We start from the raw sequence: 14,601 nt of genomic DNA, 5'->3' as shown, positions 1-14,601 counted from the left end.
GTTACTTAAAGTAATTTATAGATATTATTTATTGTTTAACATACTATTGTTGCGGATTTGAAACATTATATTTACATTTGTAAACGTTACAATTTGAAAACACCTGTTTACAATGATAAACACAGCCGATTTTACCAAAAGATTAAAAAAAATCCTAGAATATTACGATTTATCTGCTTCAGCTTTCTCCGATAAATTAGGCGTTCAGCGTTCTAGTATTTCACATATTTTATCAGGAAGAAACAAACCGAGTTTGGAGTTTGTCATGAAAATTTTACACAATTTTCCAGAGGTAGAAGTGTATTGGTTGTTGAATGGAAAAGGTAGTTTTCCAAAATTGACAGCTTCCGAAAATGTTTCTGCTGTAACTCCAATCGCAACACCAAAAATTGCACAGACGACCAATCAGCAATCATTGCCTTTGGAAGAAAAAGTAACTTCCACTATTCCAACACAAGTTTCATCAAAAGGAAAAACCATTGACAAGATTGTTATTTTTTATACTGATGGAACTTTTGAAGCATACCAACAGTAAATTAATTTTTGCTTTCAATCGATCGTTATTTTTAGTTTCTTTGTAGTGAATTTACTCAAAAATCACATTCTAGTGAAAAATTTCATTTTTAGTATTTGTATCGCCTTAGTACTAAGTTCTTGTTATCAGGTAGAACGCAATTGTAAAGACTTTCAAGTTGGAACTTTTGAATTTACATATGAAATAAATGGAGAAACAAAAACGGGGAAATCTGTTCGTACAGATACGTTGAGCGTTGATTATTACGAAAATAAAATTGATACGTTTACCATTCGTTGGGTAAATGATTGTGAATTTATTGGACGAAAACTGCATCCAAAAGATTATTCTGATAGCAAACCGATACAAATGAAGATTCTTTCTACCACGGAAGATTCTTATTTATTAGAATATTCGTTACTCGAAGATCCTTCAACCAAAAAACGCGGCACAGTAAAAAAAATAAAGTAATATGTTAGAAATTTTTTCAAATCCAGATGTTTGGGCAGCAATAATTACGCTGACATTATTAGAAATTGTTTTAGGAATTGATAATATTATCTTTATTTCAATCGCCGCAGGAAAGTTACCTGATAATCTGAGAAAGAAAGCTACTAATATTGGTTTGATACTTGCTATGGTCATGCGTATTGTGTTGCTATTTGGAATTTCACTTTTGGTCGCCATGAAAGCACCATTTTGGTATATAAATAAAAGTTGGATTTCTGGAGGAATTAGTTGGCAAGCCGTAATTTTATTTGCTGGTGGAATTTTTCTCTTGTATAAAAGTACGAAGGAAATTCATGAAAAAGTTGTTGATCGTGAGCACGACGAACGCGAAGTAAAAAAACAGCGCGCTACAACCTTGACAAAAGCAATTGTGCAAATTACGATGATAAATATTGTTTTCTCTTTTGATTCTATTTTGACAGCAATTGGAATGACAAACGGAATTTCAGATAATCCAAATGACGCTTTATTAGTAATGATTATTGCCGTAGTAGCTTCTGTGATAATTATGATGTTATTTGCGAATCCTGTTGGAAGTTTTGTGAACAAAAATCCTTCCATTCAAATTCTAGGATTGTCCTTTTTAATTCTAATTGGATTTATGCTAATTGCAGAATCGGCACATATTTCACATTTAAAAGTATTTGGTCAAGAAGTTGGTGCAATTCCAAAAGGGTATTTATATTTTGCAATTGCCTTTTCATTAATGGTAGAATTCTTGAATTTACGCATGGCGCGAAAAAAAGCATAAGTTTTGTTGTTAACTACTTATGAATACTTTTAATTACGCTATAACCTGTTCGGGCTGTTTCTTTAAATATTTTTCGGAATAAATTTTTGTAAAATGTGCTCCAAAAAATAAAATCAAACTGGAATATGAAACCCACAGCATGACCAATATTATTGCGCCAGCCGCACCATAAGTAGAACCAGGTTGCAACTCACTAAAATAAAGCGCGAGTAAATATTTTCCTCCTACAAATAATAAAGAAGTCAACGCAGCTCCAATACGCACTGCTTTCCACGGAATGGATGCATTTGGTAAAATTTTAAACATTGCCGCAAACAAAACATATATCATTAGTAGTGAAACAAAAATATCCAAAACAAAAGCATATTCTACTAAACTTGGAGATATATACTGTTTCAAATTTTCGCTAAATGCACTCAATGCAGAAGTAAGCACAAAGCTTATTAAAAGTAAAAATCCGATTATGAGAATAAAACCAAAACTTTTTAATCGTGAAAAAATAGTTTCTACCAAACCGTTTTTAAATCTTGGTTGCGCATCCCAAATCTTATCCAATGCATTCTGAACTTGAAAAAATACTCCTGTTGAACCATATATCAACGTACCAATACCAATTGAAGTTGCAACAATTGAAGTCGTTGTTTCCCCACGATCAACAATCATCAAACGAATTGATTCCGCAGTTTCGCTACCCAAAGCCTTTGCTATTTGTGCTAACAATTCACCTTGCACAAGTTCTTTTCCCCAAATAGAACCAACAACATTTATAATAATGACAATCAATGCTGGTAGTGACAGTATGGAATAATAAGCAACCACGGCACTTCGCTCAAAAGGTTCACTATTAAACCAAGATTTTGAAGTAGCAACAAGCAATGATGGCAAGTCAAGAAGTTTAAAACGATTACGTTTTTCTGTATTCATGGTTTAATTTTTTAAAAAATTCAATTAGACTTATAACTCAATTGTTTTCAAATTTAAATATAAGGTATCACTTCATCCAATTCTCAAAAACATTTTTAAAAAATTATGATCTTCTAAAGATCAGTTCCTAAAATGGCCAAAAATTACGTAAAACTACGCTAGCTTCACTTTAAGATAATTTACTAATTTTAGAAAAAAATAATTACATGGGTTATCCAAGAGAAATCTTAATTATACGACATGCAGAAAAACCTGCAGATATAAAAAATGAAAACTTAGCTACCAAAGGTTACGAACGTGCTGCTGCACTCGCCTACTATTTACCCGATGCATTTGGTAGTATCGATCATATTTTTGCGGCTGGTGTTGGACATAAAAGTCACAGTGAACGTCCAAGGGAAACGGTAACACCTTTGGCTGAACGTTTGAACAAAAAAGTGCACGACTCATTCTTAAAGTATCAATATCAGGAAATGATTTCGCATATTTTTAGTGACGACAAGTATACCGATTCTACCATCGTAATAGCGTGGCAACATACAGATATTGAAGCTATTTCAAATGCTTTTGGAGCACAAAATGTTCCTACGTCAAAATGGCCAGGCGATTGTTTTGATTTGGTTTGGAAACTTACATATAATGGCGATAAAACCTATTCATTAACGCAAATTCCGCAATTATTGATGTATGGCGATTCTAATGACATCATTGTAGATCCTGTAAAGCTTAGTTTCTGTGAAGAATTACAAAATGTAGACCCAGGTGTTTTCTTTGGAACACAACTTCCTATTCCAATAGGAAATTTTTCAAACACAGCAATGACTTGTATTTTTCAAATACCAGCAACGAATGTTCCAGAAGGATTACAGACGCAATTCATATTTGTTGGTGCTACTTTTTTACTCTCAGAACAATCAATTATTGACAATCAAATTGCGGGAGTTTTAAATGTGGCTGATGAAGAAAATAATGCATCCGATTTACAAATTCCGTTCTCAGATCCGCAAGTGGACAAACGAGCTGCATTGCCATTTCAATTAGCTGATGATGAACATTATTATTTAAATCAGCTTGGAAAAGTCGGTTTGGTTGATGGAAATGAAAATGACATGATGACTTTGGTCGCTGCTGTTCAAGAAGTAGAACAATTACTAAACGCGCCTTCGCCAACAAAACAAAAAGCAAATGGTGTTAAAAACTTCTTTGCGCAAGGAAACTTAGTCATTCATTCAAAGCATGGTGGAAGTCGTTCTGTAACCATAGCGGCATTATATATTTACTACAAATATTACGTAAATACGGAGACTTCTTTTGAAATGATTTATAAAAATATTATTTGCTTGCGCTGGAATTATGCCACAAACAATCATCCAACACAAGGAATTTGCGAAAATGCTTTCAAAGTTTTGAATACGTATGAAGCATTATTTCCTGAACCTATCCGTAAAAATTAATGATAATAAAATGTTAAAAAAAATACAAGTACGGTATTCCCGTAGTTTACAAAAGCAACACTTTCTTATTTTTAATAATTAACTCAAAATTTTAAACCATGAAAAAACAAAATTTAAAAACCTTAAAATTGAAGAAAGTATCTATTTCTAAATTTGAAATCAACGGTGGACTTGCACCACGCAGAGGCGAATCTGAATTCAACACAGTTTGTCCAATGTGTGAAACAGAAGATTGTCCTACACAAAAATAAATAACAATTATTTTTTTATAACTAGAGCTTTCAGGAAACTGGAAGCTTTTTTAGTTTACATCTTTATCTGCCAAAGTATAATACTTATTCAGTAAATGTTGTTCTTGAGCAGCCGTAAAATTAAATCCTTTATGAAATTTTCTATTATCAGGATCAAATATAAAATTTTCAAGTAAAACATTTTCCATTAAATATTGTGATAATTCCATACGTTCTGCAACACAACCTCTTGTATAATATATGTATTCAGGGTGATTTTTAAACACCTTTAAAACTATTGAAAATTTATCATTTCTAGTAATTGATGGATCTCTTAACAAGCCTTTATAAGCAATTGCCTTAATAGTTTCATCTGGATATGTTGTTAATTTTTCTAGTTCTTGTCGTGTTGCATTTTTCATCAACCATCGTTGTCTGTCATATTGATTTGATTTACGATTTGCATATCCAACATACTTCGCGTCAATACCATAATATTTAGCTACCTCAATAGAATCTTTTATTTGCGGACGAATTCCACTCCAATCAAAATACCACTCTTTATTATAAAATGAAGAACATAAAATAAGTAAGGTCATTCCTAAAATGGTAATAAGCGGAAAAATACTTCTTGGATTTTTCAATTTGTTGGTTTGTCTTTTCATAATTTTCGGTTTCTTGTTCAATTTCTCCAAAGAAACCACAAATCATGTACCAAGTATTACAGACTTCTTTCTTCACAAAGAAAAAAATTGAATATATTTGAATACATAATTATTCCAACCCAAAATAACCATGAAGAAACGCTTACTTTTCATCTTTTTTCTTGCTTTTTGTTTTGCCAATGCACAACACGGACTTGAAAAAGATATTGATGCTATTGAATCTAAATTAATTGAGTGGAGACGCGATTTTCATCAAAATCCTGAATTGTCTAACAGAGAATTTAAAACAGCAGAAAAAATTGCTAAACACCTTCGTTCTTTAGGTATAGAAGTACAAACGGGCATTGCACATACTGGCGTCGTGGGAATTTTAAAAGGTAAACTTCCTGGAAAAGTAGTCGCATTGCGCGCCGATATTGATGCACTTCCCGTAACAGAACGTACAGATGTTCCGTTCAAATCTACCGTTCGCACAACCTTCAATGATGTAGAAACTGGCGTAATGCACGCTTGCGGACATGATACGCACATCTCTATACTAATGGGAACGGCAGAAATTTTCTCAAAACACAAAGACAAAATCAGAGGAACTATTGTATTTATCTTTCAACCTGCCGAAGAAGGCGCACCAAAAGGTGAAGAAGGTGGCGCAGAACTGATGGTAAAAGAAGGCGTACTCAAAAATCCGGATGTCGATGCAATTTTTGGGTTGCACATCAGTGCTGGACAAGATGTAGGAACGATCAGTTACAAACCTGGCGGAATTATGGCAGCTTCACAAAGCTTTGAAATTAACGTAAAAGGAAAACAAAGTCACGGTTCGCGACCTTGGACAAGTATTGATCCTATTATGATAAGTGCTAAAATTATTGATGGTTTGCAAACCATTATCAGTAGAGAGTCTGAATTGACTAAAGAAGGTGCTGTTATCACGGTTGGGAAAATTACAAGTGGTGTTCGCAGCAATATCATTCCTGAAAATGCAACTATGATTGGTACGATTCGCACGTTAGACTATGACATGCAAGCATATATCAACAAACGTATGGAAGAAATGGTTCCTGCCATTGCAAAAGCTTACAGAGCTGAAGCAACAATTGATATTGCCAAAGGATATCCAATTACGTACAACGATCCGAAGTTAACAGCACAAATGTTGCCTTCACTTCAAAAAGCTGCTGGTGCCGAAAATGTAAATGTTATCAAAGCTATCACTGGTGCAGAAGATTTTTCATTCTTTCAAAAAGAAGTTCCTGGATTGTATTTCTTTTTAGGAGGAAAAACGGTTGGAAAAGCACCAACTTCACACCATACACCAGATTTCTATATTGACGAAAGTGGCATGAAATTAGGAGTCAAAACTTTTGTACAACTTACCTTAGATTACCTCAATAATTAACAAAATATGGACGCAGTTTTAAATTTTTTAGGAAGTATTTCATGGTGGATGTGGATACTGATTGTACTACTTTTAGTTGCCATCAGAGACATTATTCAGCGAAAACACATCATCATTCACAACTATCCTGTAGTAGGACATTTAAGGTATCTTTTTGAAAGTATCGGTCCAGAAATTCGTCAGTATTTTGTAGCAAACAATCGTGAGGAATTGCCATTCAATCGTATTGAACGTGGCTGGATTTATGCTTCTGCGAAAAGTCAAAACAATTACGAAGGTTTCGGAACCGAAAGAGATATTTACGCACATCATCATGTATTTATTAATAATGCCATGATGCCGTTTAAAATAGAAGACGATCATCCGAATGCTATCGATAAAACTTTTTTACCATGTGCCAAAGTGATGGGTGAATTTAACAAAAGAAGACGTCCATTTCGTCCTGCATCTATCATCAATATTTCTGCAATGAGTTACGGTTCGCTTTCCGCAAAAGCGGTAGAATCTATGAACAAAGGCGTAAAAATGGCTAGCGCTTATCACAATACAGGTGAAGGCGGCTTGTCTCCATATCACAGCAATGGCGGCGATGTTATATTTCATTTTGGAACAGGATATTTTGGTGTTCGTGCCAAAGATGGTGGTTTTTCAATGGAAAAAATGGTAAAACTTGTGCAAGATAATCCGTTTGTTCGTGCGATTGAGGTAAAACTTTCGCAAGGAGCAAAACCTGGAAAAGGCGGTGTGTTGCCTGGCGAGAAAATTTCGAAAGAAATTGCTGAAATTCGCGGTGTTGAAATTGGAAAAGATGTACTATCTCCACCAAATCACAAAGCATTTTCTAACGTTCCAGAATTAGTTGATTTTGTAGAAGCTATCGCTGAAGCTACAGGATTGCCTGTCGGAATTAAAGCGGCTATTGGAAAACTGGACCAATGGGAAGAATTGGCTGATATTATGAAAGAAACAGGAAAAGGGCCTGATTTTATTGCGGTTGATGGTGGTGAAGGCGGAACTGGAGCCGCGCCACCAAGTTTTGCCGATCACGTGTCATTACCATGGGTGTATGGTTTTTCAGAATTATACAGATTGTTTCAAGAAAAAGGATTGACAGAACGTATTGTATTTGTTGGAAGCGGAAAACTAGGATTTCCTGCAAAAGCTGCCATGGCGTTTGCAATGGGCGTAGATTGTATCAATGTGGCGCGTGAAGCCATGATGAGCATTGGTTGTATTCAAGCAAAAGTGTGTCACACCAATAAATGCCCTACAGGAATTGCTACACAAAGTAAATGGTTGCAAAGCGGAATTGATCCTACATTGAAATCAGTACGTTTGGCGCAGTATTTTAAAACTTTTAGAAAAGAACTGATAGAAATCACACATGCCGCAGGTTATGAGCATCCGTGTCAGTTCAATATGAACGATATTGAAGTAAATGTAGACGATCAGAACTTATCAAAAGACCTCGATGCAACGTATATGTACAAAAAAACAAAAGTTCCTTTTTCAGGAATGCAAGCGTTGAAAGATTGTGTGCATTTAGGTGGAAAAAAGTAGTTTATAAACTTTGTAAATCTTCTATTTCAAGATAAAAATCGTATTGAAGATCTTCATGGAGTTTTTCAATAGCTTTCTTTGCCATGCGCAATTGTTGTTCGTAAATGTTTACTATTTGCAGACTTCGCTTGTGTGAAGGTTTGAGTTCTTTCAACTTTAAACAGAAATACAATAAAATTTCAGCTTCAGTTTCTTTCTTTTTAGAATAACGAATGTACTTTTTTAGTATACGCAGAATTTTACGCACACTTTTTTTAACGTAGTATAAACTATCGTGGTTTAACCTAGAAAAAGCTTCATCTATTTCTTCTTTAATCTCGCGAATATAAGCGTCTTCGTCACTGGAGTCAAAAAGAATATAGGTTAACAACTCTTTATTTTCTTTTTTAAATTTTGCCAATTTTAAGCAGATATCGACCAATTCTTGATGCGAATGTTCATTCAATTCTTTTTTAAGTACGGAAACGTTAACTGCTTTCATAGATGCTTGATAATTTCGGTGTAATTTACACAATAAATCTTTATTTGGCTAGTTAGTTAAAACGTATTAAGTTTGCTAAAACTGCTATTTTATGGAAGAAAAAATTTTTGAATTATTATCCTATACAATCCCAGCGATTATCACGGGAGGAATTGCGTACTTTTTCTTTAGAGAACACATGACCAATGAAGATAAAAGAAGACGTTATTTGTTACACAAAGATGCGCAAAAAGATGCATTGCCGTTGCGTTTGCAAGCATACGAGCGACTTTCGTTGTTTTTAGAACGAATAACGCCTGCAAAGTTATTAATTCGAGTGTCGCCAAATTCTTCCAATAAAGAAGATTATGAGCGTTTACTAATTATGAGTATCGAACAAGAATTCGATCATAATTTATCTCAACAAATATACATGAGTGACCAATGTTGGAACATCATTATCGCATCCAAAAATACCACCATTCAACTCATCAGAAAAGCAGGATTGTCTGAAAAAGTAACTTCTGCCGATAAATTGCGTGAAGTTATTCTTACCGAAATGATGGAACAAGAATCGCCAAGCAATGCCGCATTAGCATTTATTAAAAAAGAAGTGGGCGATTTATTAAATCCTTAATTTTTCATGCGCTTTTCTAAAAAACTCAACTCCTTAGCTGTAAGGAGTTTTTTTGTACGCTGTATATTTTCTTTATAATTCGGATTTTTGATGATACTGTCCAACAAATCTCTACAAAATTTAGCAAATCGCCAGTTATGATGCATGGCTCCGTTGACTAAATCTGCCAAGTTTTGATCGGTAAACGCACGCAATTCATTAATATACACAAACGCGTTTTGCCGTACTTCAAAATGATTGTACGAACGTGTATAGTTTGAAAGTTCTTGGTAATACTTTGGTGTGTCGTGTCCGCTATAATTCTTCGTCACAATTGCGAGCGTCAACCATAAAATTCGAAAACTCTTATCATTAAATCCTTGTACGTTTTTGGTTTGATCTAAATACTTTTTTTGATCTGCTGGAAAATTCACCCACAAATTATACAAAGCGGCTTCTTTGGTAACATAGGATTCATCATCCAATAAACTTTCATAATCAGTTTTTAATTCAATAGGAATATTATTCAAAGTTTGTGCAACCGCTTGACGAACTTTGAGATTATTCGTAGCAAAAGCAGCTTTATACACGTCATTACTTATCAACGGACTGTCATTTGGTATATTTTTGGTCAAATTGACTAATAATTCTTCTGAAATTGGAGCTTCTTTTTTAGCGGATTCATTTTGAGATAGTTTGAAGATGTTGGAAATATTAATACATGTTGTAGCACTTTCTTTGGATGTTTTAAGTTTTCTAAAAGAAGCAACTTGTGCTGGCGCGCCTTGCATTCCGCCTAGAAGCGAATATAAATTTTCATTGATCCCAGAATTATGTGTTAGTAATTTATCGAAATCGTAAAAATCATCAGGCAATTGCGGATTCACCAACCAAGTTTGTACAAAATCAGCTAAATTTTGATGGCTTTCTTCTTCCACAATCGTAATAAAATCGTCCGTTTCTGCACTTTTGAATCTGTACGTGTCTAAATAACGTTTTACCGCATTTTTAAAAGGCTTCTCTCCTACTTTTGCACGCAACACATGCAATGCCCAAGCGCCTTTTTGATAAAATGTGAGACTGCTTGCTTTCGGATTCAATAAAGCTTCTCCTTTTCCATCGTTCAGCACTTTTAATTCTTGTGCAGATTTGAATAATTTCCAGTGAAAATAATCGTCTCCAAAGATTTCTTTTTCTGCCAACAATGCATAATATGTGGCAAAACCTTCTTGCAACCAATGATGCTTTCCGCTTTTTGCCGTTACCAAATTACCAAACCATTGATGCGCCAATTCATGGGCATTCACGTTTACGTAATTTTTATCTACAAAACCGATACTATCTACCACAAAACTATCAGAAAAAATGGTTGTTCCTGTGTTTTCCATTCCCGCATATAAAAAGTCTTTTACTGGAACTTGTTTGTAGTTTTGCCATGGATATTGTACACCAATTTCAGCTTCTAGAAAGTCAAAAATACGTTTTGTATATCTGTATGTCGGTTCAAACTTTGCTTTATCTTCAGTATAGTAATACATTTCTAACGGAATACCACTTTTGGAAGTTGCTTCCTTCTTTTTGTACTTTCCGATGGCAATCGCCGCCAAATAACTACTCATTGGCTGTTGCATGTCATAATACCATTTCGTCAACGAATCGTTGGGTGATTCTTTTTTGAGCAATTTTCCATTGGTAATAACTTCGTAACGTTTGTCAAACGTAATGCTAAAATCGAATTCAATCTTATCATTTACATCATCCAAACTTGGCAACCAATTGCTTGTGTATTTTCCCTGACCTTGCGTCCATACTTGCTTTCTGCCCTTTTTTTTATTCCAGTCAATAAAATAAATCGCTTTTTTAGGATTTGTAAATGTTGCCAATCCTACAGTATGCTTTTCGCCTTTTTTAAAATTACTTTTCAGAATGATCTTTTTATCTGTATATGAACTTGTGCCTTTAAAACTTTGTTGATACACTTTGTAGGTATTTAAAGTGCGCATATCCAAATAGATAGAATCGGTATCTTTCAGCACTTCAAATTCGTAAAACACATCAATACCAACTTCTTTCAATTCAGGACGCAGTACGACATCAACTTTTGCGGTCTTAAAATCTACAATATCAGTCTGTTGTGCAAAGAGAAAACTCTGGACAAATAAGAAGCAAAACGATAGGATTTTTTGTGTCATAAAGTATTTTTTGAAGAATTTCAATGGTTTCAAGGTATCACTTATTCCAAAACAAAAAAAATCGTTTTTTCGTATACAACGGCTTTAATTTATCTTTTGAGTTAATAATTATTCGGATTGTGTTCATTTTGGGATGTGCTAAAGTACGCGCAAACGCTTTTATTATTGTATTTTTGCAGGAATTTAAAGAAGCAATTTCGTTATTAATTTACATGAAAACACTAAAAAAATCAGTCGTTAAATTTTTAAAAAGTCGCGCTCGATGGAACTCTAAAATCCAATCGAATGCGATTAATGACGAAGATGTAAGTTTGATTGTAAATACTTCTATTTTAGGCGAATTATGCTATATTTTTCTCGATTTTGAAAAACCTTTGCATTTCCAATTATTGGACATTGATAATTTGTTAGAAAGCGAACCAAATTTGTTTTTTGAGTATGTATGTTTGGAACGAAAATACCAACCTGAATTATATGCTGTCGCTCATGTCGATTTGATTGAAAATTATCAACAAGTGTTGAAAGATATGTACAAAGGAAATCCTACCTTAGAAACTTTTTCGTTAATATCGTTGGTGTCATTACTACAGAAAAAAGATGCGATTATTAAAGCGAAATCAATTGTGTCTCTTTCTTCGGAATTGTTTCAGGAACAACCAAAAGAAGCGATTGAAGCGATTGTTGATTTGATTTTTTTTCAGACAAATTTCGGATTGCGAACAACAACAAAACTCGATAAGAAATGTATCAAATTACTAGAAAAAATTATGCTTGAAGCCACAAAGGAATACGACTTTTTGTTTGTTTCAAGAATTTTGAGAACGCTTGCGTATGTTGACGCGCCAAAATCGACTTCGACTAAAAAAGCAGTTAATTTTTTACTGAATTATATTCCGAGAAGAATCAATCTTACCCTAGAAATTATCACAGAAAAAGGACGTGAACGACTTGATGAAGATACCGAAATGGTTAAAATGAATAAAGAGATTATGATTGCTATTTTAGAATGGAAAACGGACTTTAGATTTTATCGTGATTGGGGTAAAATGTAAAGTCCGCTCAATAATAATTTAATGTGAGTTCGACATAAGAATTTTAATTGGAAAATTTTCGTTTCCGCAGTATAGCAGGATTTTTTCTTTAAAAACTTTCCAAAAGCCAAGCGATTCTAAAATTCCCCGAAATAGTGTAAATTAATAGCAAATTTTAGTTACTTTGCATTTGTCCCAATAAAAACCCTATACAGTGAGTGATACACGTTTACAAGAAGTTTTAGAAGTCAATAAAAAGCAAAAGGAATTCTACAATGTAAAAAAGAAGAATGCCGCGACAAAGCTTTGGTCATTTATGCGTAATAAATTGCTGTCTGATTTTAGAAAAGAGCTTCAAATCAACGAGCAAGTTTATGAAAAACACCGAACTTGGCTAGGCGATTTATCAGATAAAAAAGTACTAGATTTAGGCTGTTACGCTGGAAATCACCTGAGTTTATACTTAGCCGAACATTCCAAAAGCTACTTAGGAATTGATTTGAGCGATAAAGCCATCGGACAGTTAAACGAACGTTTACAAGATTTTCCAAATGCAAAAGCGGAAGCAGTCGATTTTTTATCACCCGAATTTACTGAAACAGATTTTGACGTCATTTACGCTTACGGCGTGTTGCATCATTTTGAAAGTTTGGATTTGTTATTTGGAAAACTTAAAGAAAAACTAGCTAATGATGGAAAACTGATTTCGTATGATCCGCTAAAAACAAGTTTACCATTGCGCATTATTCGCGGATTATACAGACCTTTTCAATCGGATGCAGATTGGGAATGGCCATTTACCAAGAAAACCGTAAAACGCTTTCACAACGAATTTAAAGTTGTAGAACGCAGAGCAATCTTAGGAAGTTCAAAATGGGCATTTTTCTTAAATCTCATTCCAATGAGCGCAGAAAAAAAACTAAACTATATCAAAAAATTGCATCAAAAAGATTGGGAACAATCACTAACGAGCGATCGTCACCTATATAAATGTATGCATTTGACAATGTTGATGAAACAAAATAGCTAACAGATGGAAGAAGTAACGACTTTTAATAAAGAATTAATCATATTCATACTCATTGTTGTTGTCTTAGCGCCACTTTTATTTATAAATACACGTAGAAACAAAAAACGCAACAACAGTCGTAAAGATCGTGCTTTTATGGATAAATATTTAGAAAAGAAAAAAGACCAAAAAGATGAATAAATGGTGGCTTTTAGTTGCAATAATTATCGGATTGCTATTTGTATTTCTATCCAATAGAAAAACGAAAAAGAAACTAAAAGAGTATCATTCTGAAAAGGAAAAAAACGCTAGAAAAAGAAACAATGAAAATATACACGAAAACAGGAGATAAAGGAACTACGGCACTATTTGGTGGTACGCGTGTTCCCAAACATCATATCCGTATTGATAGTTACGGAACTGTTGATGAACTCAACTCGCATATTGGTTTAATTCGCGATCAAGAAATTGACAAACACTATCAAAATGTATTGATGGAAATTCAGGATTTACTATTTACTGTTGGAGCTGTTTTAGCGACAGATCCTGAAAAGGCAACCTTAAAAAACGGAAAAGATCGTTTAAACATTCCTAGAATTTCAGAAGAAAATATCGCCGTTTTAGAGCGAGAAATGGACACCATGAATGATGCATTACCGCCAATGACACACTTTGTATTGCCTGGTGGACATCAAACTGTGTCATTCTGTCACATTGCCCGCTGTGTTTGTAGACGAGCAGAGCGTTTAGCGTCAGCTCTTTATGAAATAGAACCTTTTGATGAGCATACATTAAAATACCTAAACCGACTTTCTGACTACCTTTTTGTATTGGCACGAAAATTGTCACATGATCTACAAGCAAACGAGATAAAATGGATTCCTAAGAAGAATTCGTAATTATCTAAAAACTAAGGAAATACGCTTTTCTTTAAAAACGTTCTTAAAAATAATGTGTAAATAATGATTTTTTTACTTGACTTTCTCATTTAAAAATTTATTTTTGCAAAAAATTAATATCGAAATAATATGTATTGGACATTAGAACTAGCGTCGCATTTAAGTGATGCGCCTTGGCCAGCTACAAAAGATGAGTTGATCGATTATGCAATTAGAACCGGAGCTCCTTTAGAGGTTGTAGAAAACTTACAATCTATTGAAGATGAAGGAGATTCTTATGAATCTATAGAAGAAATTTGGCCAGATTACCCGACAGAGGAAGATTACCTCTGGAACGAAGATGAATACTAAAACAAATTAAACAAGGAAAAAGTCTCGATAATGAGG

17 protein-coding genes are annotated in these 14,601 nt (G+C 34.0%); 13 read left to right on the top strand and 4 right to left on the bottom strand.

What is annotated here, in order from left to right; all coding sequences use genetic code 11:
* Positions 1-112: 112 nt before the first annotated feature.
* The 3 genes from KAOT1_RS05035 to KAOT1_RS05025 all read left to right on the top strand — a co-directional run bounded on the left by KAOT1_RS05035 (position 113) and on the right by KAOT1_RS05025 (position 1,775).
* Positions 113-535, top strand: a complete 423-nt coding sequence (locus KAOT1_RS05035; protein ID WP_007093642.1) for a helix-turn-helix domain-containing protein — start codon at positions 113-115, stop codon at positions 533-535.
* A gap of 72 nt (positions 536-607) precedes the next feature.
* Positions 608-985 (top strand): hypothetical protein, encoded by a 378-nt coding sequence (locus tag KAOT1_RS05030; RefSeq protein ID WP_007093641.1) that lies wholly within the window; start codon positions 608-610, stop codon positions 983-985.
* Between the two features lies 1 nt (position 986).
* Positions 987-1,775, top strand: a complete 789-nt coding sequence (locus tag KAOT1_RS05025; RefSeq protein WP_007093640.1) for a TerC family protein — start codon at positions 987-989, stop codon at positions 1,773-1,775.
* 33 nt (positions 1,776-1,808) lie between these two features.
* Here KAOT1_RS05025 and KAOT1_RS05020 read toward each other — a convergent pair whose 3' ends face one another.
* The gene (locus KAOT1_RS05020; RefSeq protein WP_007093639.1) at positions 1,809-2,699 is read right to left on the bottom strand and encodes a YihY/virulence factor BrkB family protein; all 891 of its coding nucleotides are present in this window, start codon (positions 2,697-2,699) and stop codon (positions 1,809-1,811) included.
* A 206-nt stretch (positions 2,700-2,905) separates the two neighbouring features.
* Between KAOT1_RS05020 and KAOT1_RS21850 the strand changes: the two genes are divergently transcribed.
* Positions 2,906-4,153, top strand: coding sequence for a hypothetical protein (locus KAOT1_RS21850; protein ID WP_007093638.1), 1,248 nt, complete (start codon positions 2,906-2,908; stop codon positions 4,151-4,153).
* Between the two features lie 98 nt (positions 4,154-4,251).
* Positions 4,252-4,404 (top strand): hypothetical protein, encoded by a 153-nt coding sequence (locus KAOT1_RS22745; protein ID WP_007093637.1) that lies wholly within the window; start codon positions 4,252-4,254, stop codon positions 4,402-4,404.
* A 50-nt stretch (positions 4,405-4,454) separates the two neighbouring features.
* Here KAOT1_RS22745 and KAOT1_RS05010 read toward each other — a convergent pair whose 3' ends face one another.
* Entirely contained in the window at positions 4,455-5,048 is a 594-nt protein-coding gene (locus KAOT1_RS05010) for a hypothetical protein (RefSeq protein WP_007093636.1), read from the bottom strand.
* A gap of 130 nt (positions 5,049-5,178) precedes the next feature.
* Between KAOT1_RS05010 and KAOT1_RS05005 the strand changes: the two genes are divergently transcribed.
* Entirely contained in the window at positions 5,179-6,447 is a 1,269-nt protein-coding gene (locus tag KAOT1_RS05005) for an amidohydrolase (RefSeq protein WP_007093635.1), read from the top strand.
* Positions 6,448-6,453: 6 nt separating this feature from the next.
* A complete protein-coding gene (locus KAOT1_RS05000) occupies positions 6,454-8,007 on the top strand; it encodes an FMN-binding glutamate synthase family protein (RefSeq protein ID WP_007093634.1) in 1,554 nt (517 codons plus the stop codon).
* 1 nt (position 8,008) lies between these two features.
* Here KAOT1_RS05000 and KAOT1_RS04995 read toward each other — a convergent pair whose 3' ends face one another.
* Positions 8,009-8,488, bottom strand: a complete 480-nt coding sequence (locus KAOT1_RS04995) for a hypothetical protein (RefSeq protein WP_007093633.1) — start codon at positions 8,486-8,488, stop codon at positions 8,009-8,011.
* 91 nt (positions 8,489-8,579) lie between these two features.
* Between KAOT1_RS04995 and KAOT1_RS04990 the strand changes: the two genes are divergently transcribed.
* The gene (locus tag KAOT1_RS04990; protein ID WP_007093632.1) at positions 8,580-9,104 is read left to right on the top strand and encodes a DUF7935 family protein; all 525 of its coding nucleotides are present in this window, start codon (positions 8,580-8,582) and stop codon (positions 9,102-9,104) included.
* Here the strand turns inward: KAOT1_RS04990 and KAOT1_RS04985 are convergent.
* Positions 9,101-11,275, bottom strand: coding sequence for a M1 family metallopeptidase (locus tag KAOT1_RS04985; protein ID WP_007093631.1), 2,175 nt, complete (start codon positions 11,273-11,275; stop codon positions 9,101-9,103). The genes KAOT1_RS04990 and KAOT1_RS04985 overlap by 4 nt on opposite strands.
* A gap of 212 nt (positions 11,276-11,487) precedes the next feature.
* Between KAOT1_RS04985 and KAOT1_RS04980 the strand changes: the two genes are divergently transcribed.
* The 5 genes from KAOT1_RS04980 (at position 11,488) to KAOT1_RS04965 (ending at position 14,565) form a co-directional block, all read left to right on the top strand.
* Positions 11,488-12,327, top strand: a complete 840-nt coding sequence (locus KAOT1_RS04980) for a hypothetical protein (protein ID WP_157560048.1) — start codon at positions 11,488-11,490, stop codon at positions 12,325-12,327.
* 193 nt (positions 12,328-12,520) lie between these two features.
* Positions 12,521-13,336: a class I SAM-dependent methyltransferase gene (locus KAOT1_RS04975; RefSeq protein ID WP_007093629.1), complete on the top strand. Its 816-nt coding sequence runs from the start codon at positions 12,521-12,523 to the stop codon at positions 13,334-13,336.
* Positions 13,337-13,339: 3 nt separating this feature from the next.
* Entirely contained in the window at positions 13,340-13,516 is a 177-nt protein-coding gene (locus tag KAOT1_RS22740; protein ID WP_007093628.1) for a hypothetical protein, read from the top strand.
* A gap of 122 nt (positions 13,517-13,638) precedes the next feature.
* The gene (locus tag KAOT1_RS04970; protein ID WP_007093626.1) at positions 13,639-14,214 is read left to right on the top strand and encodes a cob(I)yrinic acid a,c-diamide adenosyltransferase; all 576 of its coding nucleotides are present in this window, start codon (positions 13,639-13,641) and stop codon (positions 14,212-14,214) included.
* Positions 14,215-14,343: 129 nt separating this feature from the next.
* Positions 14,344-14,565 (top strand): DUF2795 domain-containing protein, encoded by a 222-nt coding sequence (locus tag KAOT1_RS04965; RefSeq protein ID WP_007093625.1) that lies wholly within the window; start codon positions 14,344-14,346, stop codon positions 14,563-14,565.
* Positions 14,566-14,601 lie beyond the last annotated feature (36 nt).

Source organism: Kordia algicida OT-1 (genome assembly GCF_000154725.1).
Taxonomy (GTDB): Bacteria; Bacteroidota; Bacteroidia; order Flavobacteriales; family Flavobacteriaceae; genus Kordia; species Kordia algicida.
Note: the sequence above shows the minus strand (reverse complement) of the source record. Positions and strands in the feature narration are given on the sequence as shown.